Source organism: Myxococcus stipitatus DSM 14675 (genome assembly GCF_000331735.1).
GTDB lineage: Bacteria > Myxococcota > Myxococcia > Myxococcales > Myxococcaceae > Myxococcus > Myxococcus stipitatus.
This window is the reverse complement of the sequence record NC_020126.1, coordinates 7,825,930-7,847,078: the sequence shown is the minus strand read 5'-3', so window position 1 is coordinate 7,847,078 and position 21,149 is coordinate 7,825,930. Positions and strand designations below refer to the sequence as shown.

At 70.9% G+C, this 21,149-nt stretch carries 15 protein-coding genes; 10 read left to right on the top strand and 5 right to left on the bottom strand.

From position 1 onward, the window contains the following. Positions 1 to 44: 44 nt before the first annotated feature. Positions 45 to 1,745, top strand: a complete 1,701-nt coding sequence (locus MYSTI_RS30050) for an ATP-binding protein (protein ID WP_015351583.1) — start codon at positions 45 to 47, stop codon at positions 1,743 to 1,745. On the opposite strand, the gene MYSTI_RS30045 is transcribed toward MYSTI_RS30050, so the two are convergent. Further along, positions 1,708 to 3,834: an ATP-binding domain-containing protein gene (locus MYSTI_RS30045; protein ID WP_015351582.1), complete on the bottom strand. Its 2,127-nt coding sequence runs from the start codon at positions 3,832 to 3,834 to the stop codon at positions 1,708 to 1,710. The two genes, MYSTI_RS30050 and MYSTI_RS30045, sit on opposite strands and share 38 nt — an antisense overlap. Positions 3,835 to 3,926: 92 nt before the next feature. Between MYSTI_RS30045 and MYSTI_RS30040 the strand changes: the two genes are divergently transcribed. The 6 genes from MYSTI_RS30040 to MYSTI_RS30015 all read left to right on the top strand — a co-directional run bounded on the left by MYSTI_RS30040 (position 3,927) and on the right by MYSTI_RS30015 (position 13,813). Next, positions 3,927 to 4,826: a spermidine synthase gene (locus MYSTI_RS30040; protein WP_015351581.1), complete on the top strand. Its 900-nt coding sequence runs from the start codon at positions 3,927 to 3,929 to the stop codon at positions 4,824 to 4,826. A gap of 271 nt (positions 4,827 to 5,097) precedes the next feature. Further along, complete coding sequence (locus MYSTI_RS30035) at positions 5,098 to 7,755, top strand: M16 family metallopeptidase (RefSeq protein WP_233278000.1); 2,658 nt, start codon at positions 5,098 to 5,100, stop codon at positions 7,753 to 7,755. Between the two features lie 88 nt (positions 7,756 to 7,843). Next, on the top strand, positions 7,844 to 8,437 hold the full coding sequence (locus tag MYSTI_RS30030; protein ID WP_015351579.1) for a gluconate 2-dehydrogenase subunit 3 family protein: 594 nt from the start codon (positions 7,844 to 7,846) through the stop codon (positions 8,435 to 8,437). After that, positions 8,434 to 9,996 (top strand): GMC family oxidoreductase, encoded by a 1,563-nt coding sequence (locus tag MYSTI_RS30025; RefSeq protein WP_015351578.1) that lies wholly within the window; start codon positions 8,434 to 8,436, stop codon positions 9,994 to 9,996. The genes MYSTI_RS30030 and MYSTI_RS30025 overlap by 4 nt, the downstream gene beginning before the upstream one ends. 74 nt (positions 9,997 to 10,070) lie before the next feature. After that, positions 10,071 to 12,827, top strand: a complete 2,757-nt coding sequence (locus tag MYSTI_RS30020; protein WP_015351577.1) for a M16 family metallopeptidase — start codon at positions 10,071 to 10,073, stop codon at positions 12,825 to 12,827. 77 nt (positions 12,828 to 12,904) lie between these two features. Next, complete coding sequence (locus tag MYSTI_RS30015; RefSeq protein WP_015351576.1) at positions 12,905 to 13,813, top strand: hypothetical protein; 909 nt, start codon at positions 12,905 to 12,907, stop codon at positions 13,811 to 13,813. Here MYSTI_RS30015 and MYSTI_RS30010 read toward each other — a convergent pair whose 3' ends face one another. The 3 genes from MYSTI_RS30010 to MYSTI_RS30000 all read right to left on the bottom strand — a co-directional run bounded on the left by MYSTI_RS30010 (position 13,814) and on the right by MYSTI_RS30000 (position 18,227). Further along, positions 13,814 to 14,158: a hypothetical protein gene (locus MYSTI_RS30010; RefSeq protein WP_015351575.1), complete on the bottom strand. Its 345-nt coding sequence runs from the start codon at positions 14,156 to 14,158 to the stop codon at positions 13,814 to 13,816. Positions 14,159 to 14,190: 32 nt separating this feature from the next. Then, positions 14,191 to 17,733 carry a DUF2135 domain-containing protein gene (locus MYSTI_RS30005; protein ID WP_015351574.1) on the bottom strand — a complete coding sequence of 1,181 codons (3,543 nt, stop codon included), beginning with the start codon at positions 17,731 to 17,733 and terminating at the stop codon, positions 14,191 to 14,193. Positions 17,734 to 17,843: 110 nt separating this feature from the next. Continuing rightward, the gene (locus tag MYSTI_RS30000; RefSeq protein ID WP_015351573.1) at positions 17,844 to 18,227 is read right to left on the bottom strand and encodes a hypothetical protein; all 384 of its coding nucleotides are present in this window, start codon (positions 18,225 to 18,227) and stop codon (positions 17,844 to 17,846) included. A gap of 70 nt (positions 18,228 to 18,297) precedes the next feature. Here MYSTI_RS30000 and MYSTI_RS29995 point away from each other — a divergent pair, with 70 nt between their 5' ends. Further along, positions 18,298 to 18,486, top strand: a complete 189-nt coding sequence (locus tag MYSTI_RS29995) for a hypothetical protein (RefSeq protein ID WP_015351572.1) — start codon at positions 18,298 to 18,300, stop codon at positions 18,484 to 18,486. Between the two features lie 52 nt (positions 18,487 to 18,538). Then, positions 18,539 to 19,858 carry a DUF418 domain-containing protein gene (locus MYSTI_RS29990; RefSeq protein WP_015351571.1) on the top strand — a complete coding sequence of 440 codons (1,320 nt, stop codon included), beginning with the start codon at positions 18,539 to 18,541 and terminating at the stop codon, positions 19,856 to 19,858. A 6-nt stretch (positions 19,859 to 19,864) separates the two neighbouring features. Here the strand turns inward: MYSTI_RS29990 and MYSTI_RS29985 are convergent, their stop codons facing one another. Further along, positions 19,865 to 20,491: a LysE family translocator gene (locus tag MYSTI_RS29985; RefSeq protein WP_015351570.1), complete on the bottom strand. Its 627-nt coding sequence runs from the start codon at positions 20,489 to 20,491 to the stop codon at positions 19,865 to 19,867. A gap of 244 nt (positions 20,492 to 20,735) precedes the next feature. On the opposite strand from MYSTI_RS29985, the gene MYSTI_RS29980 reads away from it, so the two are divergent. After that, the gene (locus MYSTI_RS29980; protein ID WP_044281628.1) at positions 20,736 to 21,134 is read left to right on the top strand and encodes a GFA family protein; all 399 of its coding nucleotides are present in this window, start codon (positions 20,736 to 20,738) and stop codon (positions 21,132 to 21,134) included. The last annotated feature ends 15 nt before the right edge of the window (positions 21,135 to 21,149 follow it).

Sequence of the window (21,149 nt, the reverse complement as noted above, 5' to 3'; positions counted from 1 at the left end):
CACAGGCGAGTGTTGGCTGACGAGCAGATGCGTCGGAGGTGCAGGTGGGCTGGGATGAGGGAAGCACCAAGCCGGAGTTGGTGACGTCAACGCCGGGGGTCTCGAATGTCGCCGCGTCCAACGTGGACGTGGAGGGACTCGACACCGTGCTGTGGGACCAGCTCCCGGAGAGCGTGGCCATCTGCACGGCGCAGGGCGTGTGTCACTACGTGAATCCCGCCATGGAGCGCGTCTTCGGCAGCCTGGGGACGGAGCTCGTGGGCGGGGTGTTGTGGGAGCTGTACCCGGATGTCCTGCGGCAGGAGCTCCAGGAGCGCTTCCAGCGCGTGGCGGCCACGGGCGAGCCGGAGGAGTTCGAGTGGCACTTCATGGCCCGCGAGCGCTGGTTCGTGCTGCGCCTCTTCCGGGGGCATGGCCGCGTCTACGTCTTCGCGTCGGAGAACACGGCGGAGAAGAAGCAGGAGGCCATCCTCCGCGGCCTCTATGACGAGACGCGCCGCGCGCAGCGCCACGCGGCCTTCCTGGCGCAGGCCAGCGAGGTGCTGGCCTCCTCGCTGGAGCACGACGAAATCCTCCAGCGCCTCACCTTCCTCGCGGTGCCGCCGCTGGCGGACGGGTGCATCGTGGATGTCCCCATGCCGGACGGGCGGGTGCGGCGCGTGGCCATCACCCACGTGCGCACGGAGCTGGTGGAGCGCGCCCGCGCGTACCACGAGCGCTACCCCATCCGGCTGGACGCGCTGCACGGGGTGGGGAAGGTGCTGCGCACGGGCACCACGGAGTTCGTGCCGGAGCTGCGCCAGGACGTCGCCGGAGGGCAGGCGCGGATGGAGGAGGTGCGTCGCCAGGCGATGATGGAGCTGGGCGTGACGGCGTACATCATCGTCCCGCTGATGAGCCGGGGGCGGGTGCTCGGGGCGCTGTCGCTGGTCAACACGGAGGGCGGCCGGCGCTACACGCACGCGGACGTGCGGCTGGCGGAGGACCTGGCCCGGCGCGCGGCGACCTCGCTGGACAACGGGCGGCTGTACACGGAGGCGCAGGAGGCGGTGCGCGCGCGGGACTCGTTCCTCTCGGTGGCCTCGCATGAGCTGAACACGCCGCTCACCTCGCTGACGCTCAACGTCCAGGCGCTGCGCCGTCAGCTGGAGGCCTCCGCCGACAAGGCGCCCGAGTCCGTCTCGAACAAGGTGGTGGCGGTGCAGCGCCAGCTGTCGCGGCTCTCCAGCCTGGTGCGGGAGCTGCTGGACGTGTCGCGCATCACCGCGGGCAAGCTGCGGCTGGAGCGCGAGGACATGGACCTGGCGGCGCTCACGCGGGAGCTGCTGCCGCGCTACGCGGAGGAGCTGTCGCGCGCGGGGTGCGCGCTGCGGCTGGAGGCGGCCGAGACGGCGACGGGCCACTGGGACAAGCTGCGCGTCGAGCAGGTGTTCCAGAACCTGCTCTCCAACGCCATCAAGTACGGCCGAGGCCACCCCATCGACGTGCGCGTGGGCGCGGACTCGGAGCGGGCCTGGCTGTCGGTGGCGGACGGCGGCATGGGCATCGCGCAGGAGGCGCAGCCGCGCTTGTTCCAGCGCTTCGAGCGGCTGGCCAGCGAGCGGCACTACGGCGGCCTGGGCCTGGGGCTGTGGATTGTGCGGCAGATCGTGGACGCGATGGACGGGCGCATCCACGTGCGCAGCGCGCCCGGCCAGGGCTCCACCTTCACCGTGGAGCTGCCGCGCCTGCCTCCGGCGAGATGAGGTGCGAGCGCACGCCGGAGGACACCACCCAGAGCTGGTGGGACGTGCGGGTGATGGCCACGTGAAGCCGGCGGCGCGACTCGTCATCCGCGGGCCAGGCGCGCGCGGTGACGTCCGGGAGGATGACGTAGTCGAACTCCAGGCCCTTCACGCTGCCCACGTCCGTGACGTCCACGCCGGGCTCGAAGGAGAACTCGCCGTCCTTCACCCGGCGCGCCCAGGACTGGTCCGCGACGACGCGGTAGACGGCGTCGGCGGACTCGGGGCTGCTGGCGATGACTCCAACGGAAGCGTGCGGCTCGCGCGAGACGAGGTCCCTGAGCGCCTCGCCCACGAAGAGCTGGGCCTGGGCCTCCACCGGGAAGTGGTGGAAGCCGACGGGCGCGCCCGCGCGGAGCGCCTGGGAGGACTCGGCGGGGGCCTGGGTGCCGAGCACCCGCCGCGCCAGCTCCACCACGGGCGCGGGGCAACGGTATGACACCTGCAACCGGCAGGTGGCTGCATCCCGGATGCCCAGCTCGTCCAGGGCCTCCGGCCAGCCGGCGAAGCCCGCCTCCGTCTGCTGCATCTCATCCCCCGCGAGCGTGCAGCTCTTGCCCTTGCCCAGCAGCTGCCGCACGACGAACAGCTCGAAGAGGGAGAAGTCCTCGGCTTCATCGAGGACGACGTGGGCCAGCCGCTCCAGGCCCAGCGAGGCGTGCTGCGCCTTGAGGAACATGAGGATGGGCAGGTCCTCCAGGTCCACGGTGCCGGCCAGCGCGTAGGGCGTGTCGTCTTCGATGCCCTTGCCGTCCACGGTGATGAGCCGCTCCGGGTCGGTGATGTCCTTGAGCTCCTTGTCCAGCGGCGTGGAGCGCTGCAGCCGCGTGTGCTCCAGCGTCTCGTCGATGGCGGTGCTGGGCAGCTCGCCCCGGGCGTCCTTCACCACGGCCTCGAGGAAGCTCCGGTCCAGGTAGGCATCCGCCAGCCGCCGGTGCACGCGCTCCAGCGGGGTGCCTTGCGGCGTCTTGGGTGCGCCGATGCGTCCGAGCAGCGCCCGCCGCAGCGCGGGGTGGCGCTTGAAGCGCGAGACGAGCGGCGGTGTCTCGGGGCTGAGCTTGATGCCGGGCAGGTCGAACGCCGAGCGCGCCGTGGACAGCAGCCACCCGTCCAGCGTCTCCACCGACACGCGTCCCAGGCCCAGCGGCGCCAGGAGCCGGCGGGACAAGCGGGCCAGGCCCGGCTCGGGGACGATGAGCTTCATGCGGGACTGGGGGAACTGCTCCAGGTTGTCGAAGGCAATCTTCGCCAGCCGGTGCAGGGCCACCGTCGTCTTCCCGCTGCCCGCGCTGCCGAGCACGAGCAGGGGCTGCGTCGGGTCCACGCTCACGGCCTCGTACTGCTCCGCGTCCAGGAGGGCGGTGACCCCGAACGCATCCTCCAGGCGCCGGGCGCCCTTGCCGGTGCCGAGCTTCCCCGGCCGCGCCGCGCTCCCCGCGCCTCCCGCCTGGAGCGCGCTCTGCTCCCGGCCCACCTCGTGCCAGGCGCCGTGTGCGTCGCGCTCCAGCACCAGGGCTCCGGAGATGATGCGCGTCAGCACGCCGCGCTCGATGACCACGAGCCTGCGCACCTCGACGGTGCCCTCGGCGAGCCGCTCGCCGAACTGCTCCTCGTACGCGTCGCCTTCCTCGTAGGAGTAGAAGACGCGGGCGATGGGGGCGTAGCGCCAGTCGATGACGCGCACGCCGGCGCCGAGGTCCGCGAAGGTGGCGCGGCCGAGCAGGTAGTCACGGGGGCCGGCCTCGCCCTGGAGGCGCAGGTGCGCGAAGTACGGCGCCTGCGCGTCCGGGAGCTGGGAGATCTCCTGCCGGTCCAGCAGCGCGCGCGTCTGGTCCATCTGGAAGAAGAGGTGGGGCAGGTCGGCCACGGCGGCGCTCGCCGCGTCGTCGCGCAGGACCTGGAGCTGGGCGACGAGCCCCCGGTTCTCCTGGTCGCGCCCGGCCTTGCGCCTGGCGGCCTCCAGCGTCGTCTGGACGCGCGTGAGCAGCGCTTCCTCCTCGGCGATGACGGCCTGGGCGGCTTCGGAGAGGGCTTCCGGCGGACGAGTCATGCGCGGCAAGGTGAACCGTGGGCCCTGACACGTCAACCCGTTGGTTTTCCTGGCGGAAGTGCTACTTTGAATGGCGAAACGAAGGAGCGGCCATGGTGCGCTTCATCCCCTGGCTGGCGCTGCTCGTGTCGGCCTTCCTGTCCTGCGGCGCGTCGGGTCCCCGCAAGTCCCTGTACGAGAAGCAATCTCCGTACACCCTCATCGCCGTGACGGAGGACCCGCGGGGCCGGCGCTATCTCCAGTTCGACACCTCCGGCGCGCTCCAGAGCGTGGTGTGGCCGGGGCAGCCGCTGAAGCTGCCCTACACGCGCATGTCCATGGTGGGACTGTCCTTCGTCCCCAAGCCCCAGCGCATCCTGGTGGTGGGGCTGGGCGGTGGGGCCATGCCCATGTTCCTGCGCGCGGTGTTGCCGCGAGCACACATCGACGTGGTGGACATCGACCCGGACGTGGTGTCAGTGGCCCGGCGCTACTTCGGCTTCCGCGAGGACGCGCGCTTGAAGGCCCACGTCGCGGATGGCCGGGCCTTCATCGAGGCGGAGCGTCCCGTGTATGACCTGGTCTTCCTGGACGCGTACGGCCCCGACAGCATCCCCGAGCACCTGGGCACGGTGGAGTTCCTCGCGTCGGTGCGGGCTCGGCTGACGGCGCGCGGCGCGGTGGTGGGCAACGTCTGGGAGGACCCGCCCAATCCCTTGTTCTCCTCCATGCTCCGCACGTGGCGCCAGGGCTTCCAGCAGCTCTACACCTTCGCGGTGCCCGGCAGCGGCAATCGCATCTTCGTGGGCGTGCCGTATCCGGAGCTTCAGTCCCGCGAGGTGCTGGAGTCGCGTGCACAGACGTTGGAGACGCGCCGCCGCGTGCCCTTCGACCTGAGCGCGATGGTGGCGGAGGGCTATGACATCGTCTCCGCGAGCGAGGACCTGGCGGGGGCCGTGTTGAAGGACCCGCCGCGGGAGCCAGCGCCCGGGCCCGTGTCGCCTGCTCCCTGATTCCTGGCAATCGTCTGCTAGGGCCACCCGTGCGTGGCGGGTGTCTGGGAGTATGGATTGAAGCAGTCGCGCCCGCCGGGGATGGCAATCGCAAGCGCACCTGGTCTATGTCGGCACCCGGTTCGTAGGACATCCGCGACAGTCTTTGCCCAACGTCCTCCGCTTCCTTCTCTCTATGTCCTCACAGCTTCATTCCTGGCGTCCTCCGCGGTTCGGGAGGCTGACGGCCGCCGTCGTTATCCTCGCTTCCATCCTGGGAGCGTGCTCCTCCTTGCCGCAGCGCGGGCAGGTGGTGATGCGCGATGTGGCCTTCCCCTTGAGGGATTTCCGCATGCCCTCGGGCTTGCGCGTGGTGGTGGAGCAGGATTCCCGCGCGCCGATGGTGGCGATGGTCGCCGTGGTGGGCACGGGCGGCACCGGGGACCCGGTGGGCAAGGAGGGCCTGGCGCACGTGGTGGAGCACCTGGTCTTCCGCTCGCGTCATGCGGGCAGCGCCTCCGTGTGGACGCGCATGGAGGACGCGGGGGCGGGCTACTTCAACGCCTTCACCAGCCTGGACCACACCGTCTACCAGACGGTGGGCCCCAAGGAGTCCCTGTCCGCGCTGGTGAAGATGGAGGGCCAGCGCCTGTCGTCTCCGCTCGCGGGTGTCACCCCGGAGGTCTTCGCGGTGGAGCGCGAGGTGGTCCGCAACGAGCTGCGCCAGCGCAACGAGACGGGCTTCGTGGGACAGGTCTTCAGCTGGATGAACGCGGCCTCGTTCCCCCCGGACCACCCGTATGCCCGGCCCGTCGTCGGCACGCATGGCTCGCTGACGGCGATGTCCCTGGTGGATGCCCAGCGCTTCGCGCGCCACCACTACCGGCCGGACAACATCACCCTGGTCATCGCTGGGGATGTGGACCTGGCCGCCGTGGAGGGCGTGTTGCTGGACAACCTGCCGCCCGAGTGGGTGGGCACGGGCGCGCCGCTGGCGTTGGAGCCGCGCCTGCCGAATCTGCCGGAGCCCTCGCCGGGCCCCGTCGCCAAGAAGCTCGTGGAGCACGAGGCCGCCGTGGGCTCTCCCGAGCTCTACCTCACCTGGGTGCTGCCCCGCTCCTTCGACGAGGCCAGCGCCATCCATGACTTCGTGCAGGTGAACCTGAACCGGAGCCTGAACGGCGCGCTGTTCGAGGACACCGACGTCGCGGGGGCCACCACGATGATCGTGCCGGGGACTCGGGCGTCCATGCTGGTGGTCCGCGTGGCGCTGACGCAGGGCAACCACCCCGAGAAGTCCGCGCAGAAGGTGCTGGACCGCATCTTCGAGACCTGGGCGCAGGTCATCCACCCAGGCGATGTGCTGGGGCGCGAGTTCGACTTCCAGGCCATGCGTCGCAACGTGGTGACAGGAATGGTGCTGGAGGCCGAGGGCCTGCTGGCGCGCACCACCCGCCGCGCGGAGTTGACGCACTTCATGATGGATGTGCGGGGGTACACGCGCTCGCAGAAGGCGCTGATGACCATCGACGGCGGCAAGGTGACGGACTTCGCCTACAAGTGGCTCCAGCGCGAGCGCGCGCGCGTCATCCTGGTGCGGCCGGGAAGCAACGACGGCGCGGCGGTGGCGGCTCCCGTCGCCCTGGCCGACGAGGTGCTCACCGAGAAGCCCAGCGGGCGCGTCACCCCGTCGATGCTGACGGCGACGTCCTCGCCGGTGCGCGTGCTGAAGCTGGACAATGGGATGGAGGTGCTGCTGGTGCCCCGGCCGGGCCTGCCGGTGGTGCGCGTGGGCGCGGTGCTGGGCGGGGGTTCGACGTTTGGTGTGAAGCCCGGCGTGTCGGAGATGGTCCGCTTCGGCGCCTTCCGTCAGTCCTGGTTCGCCGGGCACGGGAGCCACTGGGGCCTGCACGTCTGGAGCGGCATGCGGAAGGACCATCAGCGCTTCGAGGTGGCCGGGACGTCCGGCAACGTCGGCAACATGCTGGCGCTGCTGGCCGAGCAGCTCTCCACCACGGGCACCGTGGAGCGCGTGGTGATGTACCTGCAGGAGCAGGTGGTGCCGTGGCGCAAGGTGCTGGACCAGCACCCGGAGATGCGAGCGGAGCGCGAGCTGATGCGGGCCCTCTACGGGAGCCACGTCTACGGGTACGTTCCGACGGGCGAGCAGATGGAGAAGGTGTCGCAGGGGGACATGGCGGACTGGATTGACCAGGTGTACCGCCCGGCCAACACCGTGGTGGTCGTCTCCGGCGAGTTCGACCCGCAGGTGGTGGAGCCGCTGGTGCGTGAGCACCTGGGCGGGTGGGAGAACGGCCCGGTGACGGCGCTGACGCCGCCCCCCGCTCCTCCGCTGCCCGCGCTTTCCTCTCGCGCCACGACGGTGTCCGTCTCCCGCCCCGGCGCGAGCCAGGGCCACCTCCAGGTGGCGTGCCGCCTGCCCACGGCCACGCCGGAGCTGGAGGCGCGGTACGCGCTGATGGCGGAGCTGCTGTCGACGCGGACGTTCGACCAGGTGCGCTCGAAGCAGGGCGCGTCATATGGCTTCAGTGCCCGCTCATGGCTGGGCCGGGGCGGCGCGGCCCACCTCATCGTGGAGGGCATGGTGGACTCGCCGCGCCTGGCGGAGACCACCCGGGGCATCCAGACCGCGTTCACCACCTTGTCCCAGAAGCTGGAGCCGGCGGAGGTGGAGCGGGCCCGCGCGCGGCTGCTCGCGCGGCAGGCCGTGTCGCTCATCTCCTCGGAGGCCTGGGTGGAGGCGCTCCTGGAGGCCCGCGTGCGCGGCTTCTCCCCGGAGTCGCTGGCCCAGCGGCCAGCGCACCTCCAGGCGGTGACGGCGGAGGCGCTGAAGGAAGAGTTCAGCGGGTGCATGAAGCGCTGGGTGGTGGGCGTGGTGGCCGACGAGAGCCAGACGCGCGCGACCTTCCAGGCGCTTTCGGCGCCCTGAACGTCTACCCTGGGGGGAGAGGCTTCCCCCCAGGACGGCGCATGGGTCCTGGGCGCGGCGGCACACCTGTCTCGGTGGGGAGGGTCGGATGTCGCTGTCGCGCCGCACGGTGCTCAAGCAGGGGATGTTCGCCAGCGCGCTGCTGGCATTGGGAGGCAGCTCGTTCCTGGCGCTTCGGGAGGGACTGTCCCTCCCGATTCCGGAAGAGGGCCTCCAGGTCTTCGGGCCCGCGGAGTACGCCACGTTCCAGGCGCTGGCCCGCCGCGCGTTCCCCGCGCGCGAGGGCTTCCCGAGCGCGGACACGGTGCGAGTCGCCTTCCTCGCCGACAGGCTGCTCGCGCGAGGAGACCCGTCCATCGCGCGGGAGGTCCGCCAGGTGCTGGGCCTCTTCGACAATGCCTTGGCGGGGCTGCTCTTCTCCGGACACGTGACGCCCTTCTCGCGCCTGCCACCAGCGGCGCAGGACGCGGTGCTGGAGGGATGGCGCTCGTCGCGGCTGGTGTTCCGGCGCACGGCGCACCAGGCGCTGCGCGCGCTGGCCCACGCGGCCTACTACTCGCATCCGGACGCGGTCCGTGCCACTGGCTTCATCGCGCCCGAGGGCTTCCACGACGCGAATGCACCCGTCTGGCGCGGGTCCGCGGATGGCGCCTTCGCGGGCAGCGGAGGGACGTCGCGATGATGGGCCGCATCTGGACCGGGGATGAAGTGACCGAGGACACGACGCTCACGTGCGACGTGTGCGTGGTGGGCAGCGGCGCGGGCGGCGGCGTGCTGGGCCTGGAGCTGGCGAAGCGCGGCCTGGACGTGGTGATGCTGGAGGAGGGCGGCTACCACACGCGGCGCGACTTCGACCTGGACGAGGCCAAGGCCTACTCGACCTTCTACCAGGAGGGCGGCAACCGGGCGACGGACGACCTGGCCATCAGCATCTTCCAGGGGCGCACCGTGGGCGGCGGCACCACCATCAACTGGTGCGCCTGCTTCCGCACGCCGCCGGAGATTCTCGAGCGCTGGCGCGACGTGCACGGCGTGAAGGGCCTGGACACCGCCGCGCTCACGCCGCACTGGGACTGGCTGGAGGAGCGGCTGAGCATCCGCGACTGGCCCATCGAGCGGGCCAACCGCAACAACCGGATTCTCTGGGACGGCCTGGGCGCGCTGGGCTACAGCCGGGGCACGGTGAAGCGCAACGTGCGCGCGTGCGCGGCCCTGGGAACGTGCGGTGTGGGCTGCCCCACGGATGCCAAGCAGTCCACGCTGGTGACGCTCATCCCGGAGGCGGTGGAGCAGGGCATGCGCCTGTATGCCAACGCCAGCGTCCGCCAGTTGTCGACGCAAGGGATTCGGGTGACGGCCGTGCACGCGGACGTGCTGGACCCCGCGACGAGCCGGCCCACCGGCAAGAAGCTCACCGTGAACGCGAAGGTGACGGCGGTGTGCGGCGGGGCCATCAACTCGCCGGGGCTCCTCCTGCGCAGCAAGCTGACCGGGCGCGGCAACGTGGGCAAGCGCCTGTTCCTGCACCCGGTGGTCATCTCCCAGGCGCGCTTTCGCGAGCGCGTGGAGGCGTACTCGGGCGCGCCGCTCACGGTGTACTCACGGCAGTTCATCGACCGGGGACCGGGCAAGCTGGGGTGGCTGTTGGAGGTGCCTCCGCTGATGCCGCTCCAGAGCGCGGTGGCGCTCAGCGGCTTCGGCGCGGAGCACCAGGAGCACATGGCCTCGCTGCCACACGCCAACGCGCTGCTCTCCATCTGCCTGGACGGCGTGCACCCAGGGGACGAGGGCGGCACCGTGGCGCTGAGGGACGCCAGCGAGTACACCCGCTTCAAGGTCCGCTACCCCCTCCGGGACTTCCACTGGGAGGGCTTCCGCGAGGCGCTCAAGGTGTCCGCGCGCATCCAGTTCGCCGCGGGCGCGGAGCAGGTGATGAGCCCTCACTCCCGCCCGGTGGTGATGCGCGGCGAGAAGGACATCGCGCTGCTCGACCGGGCGCCCTACTCACCGCTCGAGTGTTCGGTCGTGAGCGCCCACCAGATGGGCGGCTGCGCGATGGGCGGCAGCCCGGAGACGAGCGTGGTGGACAGCACGCTGCGCTACTGGGACCTGGACAACCTCTTCGTCGTGGACGGCTCGGTGTTCCCCACCGCCCTGGGCGTCAACCCCATGGAGACCATCCTGGGTGTGGCGCGCTGGGGCAGTCAGCACGTGGCCGCCGCCGTGGGAAGCACGGCCTGAGCCCTGAAGTCCTCGCTTGGGCCCAGGGCCACCTGTGGCAGCATGTCCTCAGGTCCCCTGGATTCCCTCGATCCATGTTCTATCAGTCAAATGCTGGGCTTCCTCCGGGGCACCGGAGGTTGACGGCCCTGGTTGTCCTCCTCGCCTCCTTGCTGGGGGCGTGCACCACCCTGCCTCAGCGAGGGCAGGTGGTGATGCGCGACGTCTCCTTCCCCCTGCGCGACTTCCGCATGCCCTCGGGGCTGCGCGTGGTGGTGGAGCAGGACGCGCGCGCGCCGATGGTGGCGATGGTCGCCGTGGTGGGCACGGGCGGCGCCAGCGACCCGGCGGGGCAGGAGGGGATGGCGCACCTGGTGGAGCACCTGGCCTTCCGCTCGCGTCATGTCGGAAGCGCGTCGGTGTGGTCGCGCATGGAGGAACTGGGCGCCGGCCACGTCAACGCCATCACCAGCCTGGACTACACGGCCTACCAGACGGTGGCGCCCAAGGAGTCGCTGGCCGCGCTGGTGCGGCTGGAGGGGCAGCGCCTGTCGGCCCCGCTCGCGGGGGTCACGCCGGAGGTCTTCGCGGTGGAGCGCGACGTCGTCCGCAACGAGCTGCGCGAGAGCAGCGAGGCGGCCTTCACGAAGGAGGACTCCACCGTGATGAGCGCGGCGGCCCAGTCCTCGGAGCAGTCGTACTGGCGGCCCGTCAACGGCACCCATGCGTCCCTGTCGGCCATCACCCTCGCGGAGGCCCAGCGCTTCGCGCGGCGTCACTACCGGCCGGACAACACCACCATCGTCATCGCGGGAGACCTGGACCTGGAGGACGTGGAGGCGGTGCTGCTGGACAACCTCCCCCCGGAGTGGATGGTGCCGGGCGCGCCCCTGGCGCTGTCGCCGCGCCTGCCCGACGTGTCGAAGCCCGCGTACGTGCCCCAAGCCGCTTCCCTCATGCTCATGGAGCACGAGGCCACGGTGAACTTCCCGGAGCTCATCATCTCCTGGGTGCTGCCCCGCTCGTTCGACGAGGCCAGCGCCATGCATGACTTCGTGCGGATGAGCATGGAGCGGAGCATGTGGGGCGCGCAGCGCGCGGACCCGGACATCGCGTCGGTGTCCACCCGGCTGGTGTCGGGGACACGGGCGTCGATGCTGGTGGTCCGCGTGGCGCTGTTCCAGGGCGACTACCCTCGGCGCACGGCGGAGCGGGTGCTGGACCGCGTCTATTCGACCTGGGCCCAGTTCGTTCACCCCAAGGGCGTGTTGGGGCGGGAGTCCGAGTTCCAGACCCTGCGGCGCGGCGTCGTGACGGGCATGGTGCTGGAGTCCGAGGACCTCCTGGCGCGCACCACCCGGCGCGCGGAGCTGACGCACTTCATGCTGGATGCCCGCGCCTACTCGCGCATGCAGAAGGCGCTGCTGTCCCTGGATGGCGGCAAGCTGACGGACTTCGCCTACCAATGGCTCCAGCGCGCGAGCGCGCACACCGTCCTGGTCCGGCCGGGAGGACAGGGGAGCATGACGGTGGCGGTGCCCGCGGCGGCGCTGCCGGAGCTCTCCTCCGAGCTGCCCTCGGGGCGCATCACCCCGTCGATGCTGTCGGCCCTGTCCTCGCCCGTGCGGACGCTGAAGCTCGACAACGGGATGGAGGTGCTGCTGGTGCCCAGGCCGGGCCTCCCGGTGGTGCGGGTGGGGGCGGCGCTGGCCGGCGGCGCCACGTATGGCACGAAGCCGGGCGTGGCGGAGATGGCCCGCCTGGGAGCGTACCGCGAGTCGTCGTTCGCGGGAGACGAGAGCCACTGGGGACTGCATTCCTGGAACGACATGCGTCGCGACCATCAGCGCTTCGAGATGGCGGGGACGTCGGGCAACATCGGCAACATCCTGGCGGTGCTGGCCGAGCAGCTCTCCTCCACGCGCACCTCCCTCGCGTCGGTGATCTACCTCCAGGAGCAGGTGGTGCCGTGGCTCAAGGTGCTGGACGCGGAGCCGCGGGAGCGCGCGACGCGCGAGCTGATGCGGGCCCTCTACGGGGACCACGTCTACGGCTACGTCGTGAAGGGCGAGGAGCTGGAGAAGGTGTCGGACAGCGAGGCCCGCGCGTGGATTCGCGAGGTGTACCGCCCGGCCAACACCGTGGTGGTCATCGCCGGCGAGTTCGACGCGCGGGCGGTGGAGCCGCTGGTGCATGAGCTGCTGGGGGGCTGGAGGCACGGCCCTCCGACGGCGGTGAAGGTGCCCGCCGCTCCGCCGCTGCCCGCACCGGGTCCGCTCTCTCCGCTGTCCATCACCCGCCCCGGCGCCAGCCAGAGCCGCCTCCAGGTCGCGTGCCGCCTGCCCACGGCCACGCCCGAGGCGGAGGCCCGGTATGCGTTGATGGCGGAGCTGCTGTCGATGCGGACGTTCGACCAGGTGCGCTCGAGGCAGGGCGCCTCGTATGGCTTCAGCTCGCGTGCGTGGGTGGGCCGGGGTGGCGCCTCCCACCTGTTGGTGGAGGGCGTGGTGGACTCCCAGCTCCTGGTGCAGAGCGCCAAGGAGGTGCAGGCCGCGTTCACCAGCCTGGCCGAGCGGGTGGACCCGGCGGAGCTGGAGCGGGCCCGCGCGCGGCGGCTGGCGAAGCAGGCGGTGGACTTCATCTCCTCGGCCCAGTGGGTGGAGGCGCTCCTGGTGGCGCGTGTGCGAGGCTTCACACCCGAGTCGCTGGCCCGGCGCCCGGCGTATCTCCAGGCGGTGACGGCGGATGCGCTAAAAGAAGAGTTCAGGGGTTGTCTGCAGCGGTGGGTGGTGGGCGTGGTCGCTGACGAAGGCCAGGCGCGTGCGACGCTCCGGGCCCTCTCGGTGGAGTAGGGGACGAAAGGGCCGGTGGTTCGCGTGTGAGTCAGCCTTCGCCGGCGAGACACCGCGACGCGAGAGGAGCAGGGGGCGTGTTTTCATCGACAACGTCGTGGTGCGCGAGGCTCCTGGCCGTCGGCCTGTTGGTGTCTTCCGGAGCGGAGGCGCGCTTCGGGAAGCGCTCCGACTCGGACGACACCAAGCCTCGCCATGGCTCCAGCGCGGACCCGGACACCCACGAGGCCACACCCATCGGCGTCGAGGATGACGACGGCGACGACGCACCCGAAGCCGAGAAGCCGTCCCACCCGGACTCCGGAGGGTGTTGCTCGGAGCCGCTGGCGGAGCTGGGCGGCGAGGTGGTGGGCAGCCTCCTGGGCGTGATTCTGTCGGGAGCCATCGAGACCATCGCCACCTCCGGCACGCACCTGTCGTCGGACGAGCCCGACACGGAAGTGAGCGCCGAGCGACGTCACGCGGTGCCGCTGTCCTTCCGGACGGGCGCGCAGAAGGTGTTCCTGCAAGACGAGGGGCGAGGCACGGACCTGTTCATCGCGCTGGAGGGCCGGCGCTTCGGAGTGGAGGGGCACGTGGCGCTGATGTCGCTGCCTCGCGATGACGGTGGGGCGGGGGAGGACGACCTCACGCTGGTGGAGGCGCACCTGACCTACGCCCTCCTCGTGCACCAGGCCGTGCGGCTGCGCGCGGAAGCCGGGGTGAGCACGGCGCGGGCGCCGGACGCGACGTTCGTCGGGCCCAGCCTGGCGCTCGCGGTGGAGGCGTGTGTGGTGGGGCCGCTGGATGTGGAGGCCCGCGTGCAGCTCACGCCAGTGCCGTATCTCCAGGTCGATGCCACCGCGGGGCTGGCGCTGCACCTGGGGGGCCTCGTGCTGCGCGGCGGCTGGCGGGGCTTCCTCCTGGATGACCTGGGGAGCCTCGACGGCGAGGCCCACCAGGACCGGCTGCATGGCCCCTTCGTCGGTGGGGGCCTGACCTTCTAGTCAGCGCGGGCCCTTCACCTTCCACCAGAGCATGCCCAGGAAGCCCTCGGGGGGCGGCTCGGGCGGGTGCATGGACTCGTCCTCCTCGGCGCGCGCCGGGGACGGCGGCGCGGGCGGGCGGCTGGGAGTCCGAGGCGCGGGCAGGGGCTCCGCGCTGTGCAGGCCTCTCGAGGCGCGCTCCAGGGCGTCGGAGAAGGAGCGCCGGGAGGTGTCGTTGCCCTCGATGCGCTCGGGTGCGGAGACGCGCTCCAGCGCGCGCACGCGGAGGACGGCGTCGGCGCCTTCGATGCGGCGCAGGCCACCGACGCGTCCAATGGGGCCTCTGGGTTTTCGTCCGTGACTCATGACGGCCTCTCGCGGGGGAGTGCTGCCGTCTCTCAGGGAGGGTCTTGCACCGACAGGGCCGTCTTGAGCGGGATGAACTCCTCGCGGCGCAGGAGCAGCCGCGCATCCTGCTTGGGGAGGATGCGCAGTTGGAAGCGCCGCTGGTAGGTGTCCTCGGAGCTGAAGACGCCCTCGTCGCTCACGAGCAGCAGCGCGGTGGGCACGGCGAGCTTGGGGGCGCGGTGTCCGTAGAAGTGCACCACGACGTGGTAGGGGCCGGGGGCCACCTTGCGCGCGTGGTACAGCTCCGGGCCCAGGCCGTCGGTGATGTCCCAGTAGAGCTGTCCGCCCAAGCGGGTCTGCTTGTTCTGGTAGAAGCAGCGCTCACCCGACGGCTCGATGACCCACAGGTCGATGTCCGTCATGTCCGAGTTCCAGTGGGTGGTGAGCTGGTAGTCGATGCGGGTGCGGGCCTTCGGGTCGTGGAGCTGCATGTCGCGAATCTCCAGCTCCGCCAGTCTGCGCCCGAGCGTGGCGGAGACGGGCTCCGCGCGCGGGTGGCGCAGCAGCGCGGAGAGCAGCCGTCCGTAGTGGTAGGCAGCCACCTGGCGCAGCTCCTGGACATGCCGCCAGTTCCTGTCCGTGAGCACGATTTCGTAGTTGCGCGCGGCCTCGCCGTGGCGCCCGGCGGCGTCCAGCGCGAGGGCCTCCTCCAGGTAGGACTGCCCCTCGAAGGGGCGGTTGAGCCGCACCTGCTCGAACAGCTCCGCGGCCGCGGGGTACTGGCCCAGGGCCAGCAGTCCATAGCCCACCAGCCGCTGCGCCTCCGCGTCCTTGGGCCGCAGCTCGATGGGGGAGGTCAAGGCGCGCACCGCGCCCCAGGTGTCTCCCGCGAAGGCGCGCTCGCGGGCGATGCTCTCGTACAGCGTCACGTCGTCGCGGTTCTCCCGGCGCGCCTTGCGGTACGTCAGCTCCGCCGTCAGCCGCGCATCGCCGCCCGCATAGGGCGCATCCCGGAGGGGCTGGCGCTTGAGGAGGGGAGAGAGGGCCGCGCGGTGCTCGGTCAGGGCGCGCACCACGGCGAGCCCGGAGGGCGGCACGCCATGCATGTCCAGGCCCAGATGGGCCTCCAGTCGCTGGTCCTGCTCACGCTTGCGCAGCGTCTCCAGGTCCTCCAGCTCCACGCGCTCGTCGCGGAGGGCGAAGCGCTGATAGTCACCCTCGGACTCGAGCACGAGCAGCGACGCCCGCGCGTTGGCCAGCCGGTAGTGCTGGCTGAGCGCCACCACCATCCGGTCCAGCCGCGCGTCATCCAGGGCCACCAGCCGCGCGACGAAGAGGTCCGCCCAGGCGCGTGGCGCGAAGGTGCTCTCCTCGTCGCGGGGCAGGGGGACTTCCAGCGTCCGCTCCGCGTCTCCCGCCTGCGTGGTGATGACGAGCCGGGCCTCGCCCTTCTCGGGCAGCCGTCCCGCCACCACCAGCTCCTGGCCGGGGAAGACCAGGTGGGGCCGGCCCGCGACGACCAGGTCCTTCACCTGGGTGCCCGTCACGGCGACGCGCGAGAGCACCACCGACGCGGCTCGGTGCGCGAGCGCCGCGGCGTCCACCTGGGCGCCGGAGAGCACCGGCACGCTGCGGCCACCGCTGGCGCGCGCGAGCGCATCGAACAGCCCCGTGTTCACCGCGGCTTCACCGAAGCGATAGGTCACCCAGCGCAGGGCCTCCACGCTGCCGTGGCGGGAGATGAGCGACTCGAGGGTGCTCTCGCCCCACGTGACGTTGCCGTCCGACAGGAGGAAGGCCGTCAGTCGCTCTCCAGGCGCCGCGGGCTTGAGCCACTCCTGCGAGGCCCGGTCCAGCTCGGAGAGCATTCCATCCACGTGGGAGGCGCCCTCCAGATAGACCTGCTCCAGCTCGGAGAAGGTCTCCTTCCGCCGGGCGGCGTCGTTGGTCCTCCAGCCCGTGCCGTGCAGCCACCGGGGCCGCACGTCGAAGAGGAGCACCGCGTACTCCTTCAGCGAGGTGTCCTTCTCCAGCAGCGCGCGCAGCGTGGCGGCCTGGAGCGCCCACGCGTTGCCATCCTCCGAGGACAAGGACGTGTCCACCACCAGCACGGCGCGCCCGGTCGGGGCCCCCGTTGCCTCGGAGGTCAGCCGCGCGGGCAGGCGGATTCGAGCGTGGAAGGCCTGTCCCGCGAGGCCCGCGTCGTCCTTGCCCACCAGGACGTCCGCCTCGGCGCCGCGAGGCGTGAGGGCCACGGACAGCACGCCGTCCCCCGTCAGCTGGGGCCAGTCATACGCCTGCCAGGTGCCCAGCGCGCGGGGCTTGCTCGCGGACTCGGGCGCGGCCAGCACGTCGCGCGTGTGGCGAGGGTCCACGTGCACCCGCGCGGACACGCGCAGGTCCTTGCCCGCACCGGGGGGCAGCGGCCACGTGTAGCGGAGCCGCTCGCCGTCATGGAGGAGCGTCTGCTCATAGGCGATGACCACGCGCTTGAGCGAGCGGGGCGGCAGGGGGAACACGCGCGCGCTGAAGGTGGACGCGCCCGCCCACTCGAGCAGCGCCGGGTCCACGTTGTCGCGGACGATGCTCTCGTAGACTTCCCGCGCGCGCTTCTGCTCGACGACGCGGGCCTCCTGCACGGAGCCCCAGTTCTGGTTGGATTTGGGTGGGCTGGGCGGCGCGGCGGCGGTGAGTTGTTCCTGGTTGGCGGATCCCTCTCCCAAGGGAGGCAGCAGGTCCGCGGACTGGAAGAGCGTCTTGGCGTTCACCTCCACGGCGCCGGAGTAGAGCGCGAAGCCCGCGACGGACGCGCCGCCAGGGAGCGGGTAGTAGAAGGTGCCTTCGAGGCTCTGGTTCGTGTCGTTCTCGAAGAGGTGGTCCACCACGGTGCGGGCTCGGGCGCCCTGGATGTAGGTCACCACCCGGATCGCGCGCGTCTTGAGCGGCTGGTAGCGGCCGGACTCATCCCTCACCAGCACCTTGGCCGAACGCGGCGCGGTCTCCACCTTGGGCAGCACGGGCGTGGGCAGTGCGGGGTCGGGCGTCGAGGCACCCGGTGCGGCGGCGCTGGGCTTCTTCGGGGAGGCTGCTCCCATCGAGCCTCCGCCGCCAGGGCCGGTGCCGTTGCCGCCCTTGATGATCTGGATGACCTCGGCGCGCCGGGCCTCCATCTCCGCTCCCGAGGAGGAGGATGGCTCGCTCGCGGGCGCCGGCCGGACCGCCGCGCGTGGCGCGGAGGCGGGACGTGGGGGGGATGGGGGAGTCGGAGCGGCCACCTCGACGTGCGGCGGGGCATTCTCCTCGTACTCTCCGCCGTTCCTGGTGGCATCACGCCGCGATTCCCCCAAGTAGAGCGAGTCTCCGTCGCGAGGGGCTTCGCCTTGGAGCGTGCCTGCCCGGAGCAGCCGCCCGAGGTCCTTGTCGGTCAGCGTCTGCGGCTGCGCCAGGGCGTCTCGCAGCGCGACGAGGTCGACCTCTCCGGGGTCGGGAACCCCGGGGACGCTGACGGGGGCCCTGAGGCCCGCCTTGATGAAGCTCTCGGGGGCCGACGGTGGCTTGGGCGGGGCGGAGGAAGCGCCGCGCTCACATCCCATGGAGGCAAGGCACATCAGCAGCACTGCCGGAAGAAGGCGCGTGAGGTGCATTCCCGGCACGTTACCCGAAGACCGAGTTGCAAGTGCACGCCCCCCGGGCCGGGGTGCCCTCAATCGAGATAGCCCCAGCGGTCCTCCTCGAGCACGTAGAAGGGGCGCCCGAAGGGAATCAGCTCCGTCCACCCGAGCACGTGTCGGCCAGGGCCCGAGTCATAGGTGAACCCGAACTCCGGCCCGTCGTACTTGGCCCGGGGCAGCTCGGGCAGGAAGTCGGGGACCAGCTCCTGGAGCGCCTCGGGGAAGCGGCCCTGCTTCGCCTGGAAGGCCCTGCACGCGGCGATGATGCGCTCGGCGTTGAGCCGGGCCCGCTCGCTCCCCGCACGGTCGGGGCGCAGGACGACATAGGCGGTCATCGCGACGCCCACCGTGTTCTGCGTGAGCCGCACGGCCATCTGGCGAAGCCGACGAAGGGTGCTGCCCAGGGACCTGGCCATGCTTCCTCCCGAGGGCTTCGCAGCATCGCCCAGAAGCCCCCCTATCTTTCCAGAAGGAAAGGAGGCCGCGATGCCAGACATTGACGAACGCTCCCATCCGGGCGAGCCCCAGGAGGACTGGGTGGCGCGTGAGCCGGGATACGAGGACGAGGTTCCGGGCCACACGCCCGGCGTGGCGGAGGGGGAGGATGAAGACGCGCCGCACCGCGCCCATCCCTTCCCGGATCCGGACAAGACACCAGGGCGCGCGGAAGGTTGAGCGGTGAGGGGGTCCGGTTGACGAGGGGGCGGGCCCGGCGTCTGCTTGATACATGTCCGAGCCTGCTTCGCCCACGCCGACACCTCTTCTCGATGCTCGCCCGGTGGATGCCTCGGAGCGAGTCACCCTGCTCGACGCGCTCCGCGGCTTCGCCCTGTGGGGTGTCTTCGTCTCGAACAGCATCATGTGGTTCAGCGGCCGGACCCTGATGTCGAGAGACAATGCCCTGGCCCTGGACGCGTCGCTCCTGGAGACCGTCCTCAAGAGGGCCTACGACTTCACCATCAACCAGAAGTTCATGACGCTGTTCACGTTCCTCTTCGGGCTGGGCTTCTACATCCAGTTCGCCCGCGCGGAGGCGCGCGGCTCCTCCATCCTCCGGCTCTACTCGCGGCGGCTGCTGGTGCTGTTGGGGATGGGCGCGTTCCACCACTACGCCATCTGGTGCGGAGACGTGCTGGAGACGTACGCGATGCTGGGCTTCGCGCTGTTGTTGTTCCGCAACAGCTCGAACAGGACGGTGGTCCTCTGGGCGGTGGTCCTCTTGGGGGTGGTGCCGCTGCTGATTCCCTGGCTGATGCGGGCCGTCCCAATCTGGCTGCACGGCGCGGAAGCGGCGGCCGAGGCGGCCAAGGCGAGGCAGGCCCTGATGGCGGCGGGGCGCACGCAACTGCTGGAGGCGCTCTCCAGCGATTCGTTCTGGACCTCCCTGGTGGGCACGGCGCGCTTCAACATCGACTCGTATTTCAGCATCAACCGCGTCACCTGGATGTGCTCGGTCCTGGGCCGCTTCCTCCTGGGGTTGCTCGCGGGGCGCGTCCTGCTGCTCCAGGACCTGGAGCGCAACCGCGGCGTGCACCAGCGCATGGTGTTCTGGGGCCTGTTCCTGGGCGTGATTGGCAGCAGCTCCATGCTGGTCATCGCGCAGCTTCGTCGGCTCGAGCTGCTGGACGCGAGCTCCAGCCAGTGGATGTGGACCCTGGGCAGCATCGGGGAGTTGGCGTGCCTGGCGCTGGCGGCGGCGTACGTGGGGCTCTTCGCATTGTTGTCCCGGCGCGCCTGGTGGCAGTGGGTCTGCAACCTGTTGATGCCGGTGGGCCGGATGGCGCTCACCAACTACCTGATGCAGTCGGTGATGAGCGTGTTCATCTACAACGGCTGGGGACTGGGCTTCATCGCGAAGCTGCCCATCTCTCGCGTCACCCTGCTGTGCGTGGGCCTCTTCGCGGGGCAGATGGTCTTCAGCCGCTGGTGGCTGTCGCGCTTCCGCTTCGGCCCCGCCGAATGGCTGTGGCGCTCGCTCACGTACGGACGGGCGCAGCCCATGCGGCTCGCGCCGAAGCCCGAGGAGGCCGGCGTGGCGCCGGCGTGAGGTGTCTCAGGCGGGCCGTCGCATGGTGGCCAGCACCAGGCCGATGCCGATGAGCGCGGCGCCGGAGAGGCGCTCGCGCCAGACCTGGGCGCGCGGGGAGCTGGAGAGGCGTCCTCCCGCGACGCCCAGCCAGGCGTAGACGGCGAGGATGGGGACCTCCACCACGATGCAGGAGATGCCGTAGACGGTGAACTGCACCGCGGCATGCGGGCCCGGCTGGATGAACTGCGGCAGCAGCGAGCCGAAGAACAGGATGGACTTGGGGTTGGCGAGCTGCTTGGCGAACCCCTGGACGAAGGCGCTGTTCCAGAGGGCGGGTGGGGGGCGCTCGGCGAGGGTGAGGCTCTGCTTCGCGGCCAACAGCGTCCTCATCCCCAGGTAGACCAGATAGGCCGCGCCCGCGTAGCGGATGACGTGGAACGCGAGGTGCGACGTGGCCAGCGCGGCGCCGAGTCCAGCCACGGAGATGAGGAAGTACACGGCGTTGCCGGCTTGGATGCCCAGCGTGGCGCCCATTCCCGCACGAAAGCCTCGAGACATCGCCTGGGAGACCACCAGGAGGACGGCGGGGCCCGGGGTGACGGCGAAGAGCGCCATCGTCAACGTGAAGGTGGCCCAGAGGGTCAGGTCCATGAGGTGCGTGCGCGGGGGCGATGTGTTGGCCCGGAGGCATAGTCCACGACACGCGTCGCATCCATCTCTGACAAGGCCACGGACAGTCGCGCCCGGAGGGCATCCCACTCACGGGTGAATTCCCGCGTTGAATCGGAGCGCTCTCATGCTCTGCTGGGCTCGCGGTCAATCCGGAGGTTGGGGCGAGCCGGCGAGACTCTGGGCCGGGAGTGACGGATGGCTCGTGCCATGGGGAGAGGCACTCGTGAAGAAGACGTACCAGGGAAGCTGTCACTGCGGGGCGGTTCGGTACGAAGCCGACATCGACTTGAGCCAGGAGACCTACAAGTGCAACTGCTCCATCTGCACGAAGGACCGGACCTGGGTCTCCATCATCGGTCCCGAGGACTTCCGTCTCCAGGCAGGTGAGTCCGCGCTCACCGACTACCAGTTCCACACCAAGCAGATTCATCACCTGTTCTGCAAACACTGCGGGGTGCACTCGTTCGGCTGGGGCGAGGGCGGGGAGCTGGGGAAGTTCTACACCGTCCGGCTCAACTGCCTGGATGACGTGGACGAGCAGGAGCTGGTGCGGGCCCGCGTCACGCTCGTCAACGGCCGGGACGACTCCAAGGCGATGCCCACCGAAGCTTCTCACCGCTAGAGGCGCCTGGCCTCT

Excerpts from the sequence above, each read along its gene's own strand:
- MYSTI_RS30045 (WP_015351582.1), bottom strand. The coding sequence starts at position 3,834 with ATGACTCGTCCGCCGGAAGCCCTCTCCGAAGCCGCCCAGGCCGTCATC.
- MYSTI_RS30040 (WP_015351581.1), top strand. The coding sequence starts at position 3,927 with ATGGTGCGCTTCATCCCCTGGCTGGCGCTGCTCGTGTCGGCCTTCCTG.
- MYSTI_RS30030 (WP_015351579.1), top strand. The coding sequence starts at position 7,844 with ATGTCGCTGTCGCGCCGCACGGTGCTCAAGCAGGGGATGTTCGCCAGC.
- MYSTI_RS30025 (WP_015351578.1), top strand. The coding sequence starts at position 8,434 with ATGATGGGCCGCATCTGGACCGGGGATGAAGTGACCGAGGACACGACG.
- MYSTI_RS30020 (WP_015351577.1), top strand. The coding sequence starts at position 10,071 with ATGTTCTATCAGTCAAATGCTGGGCTTCCTCCGGGGCACCGGAGGTTG.
- MYSTI_RS30010 (WP_015351575.1), bottom strand. The coding sequence starts at position 14,158 with ATGAGTCACGGACGAAAACCCAGAGGCCCCATTGGACGCGTCGGTGGC.
- MYSTI_RS30005 (WP_015351574.1), bottom strand. The coding sequence starts at position 17,733 with ATGGGATGTGAGCGCGGCGCTTCCTCCGCCCCGCCCAAGCCACCGTCG.
- MYSTI_RS30000 (WP_015351573.1), bottom strand. The coding sequence starts at position 18,227 with ATGGCCAGGTCCCTGGGCAGCACCCTTCGTCGGCTTCGCCAGATGGCC.
- MYSTI_RS29995 (WP_015351572.1), top strand. The coding sequence starts at position 18,298 with ATGCCAGACATTGACGAACGCTCCCATCCGGGCGAGCCCCAGGAGGAC.
- MYSTI_RS29990 (WP_015351571.1), top strand. The coding sequence starts at position 18,539 with ATGTCCGAGCCTGCTTCGCCCACGCCGACACCTCTTCTCGATGCTCGC.
- MYSTI_RS29985 (WP_015351570.1), bottom strand. The coding sequence starts at position 20,491 with ATGGACCTGACCCTCTGGGCCACCTTCACGTTGACGATGGCGCTCTTC.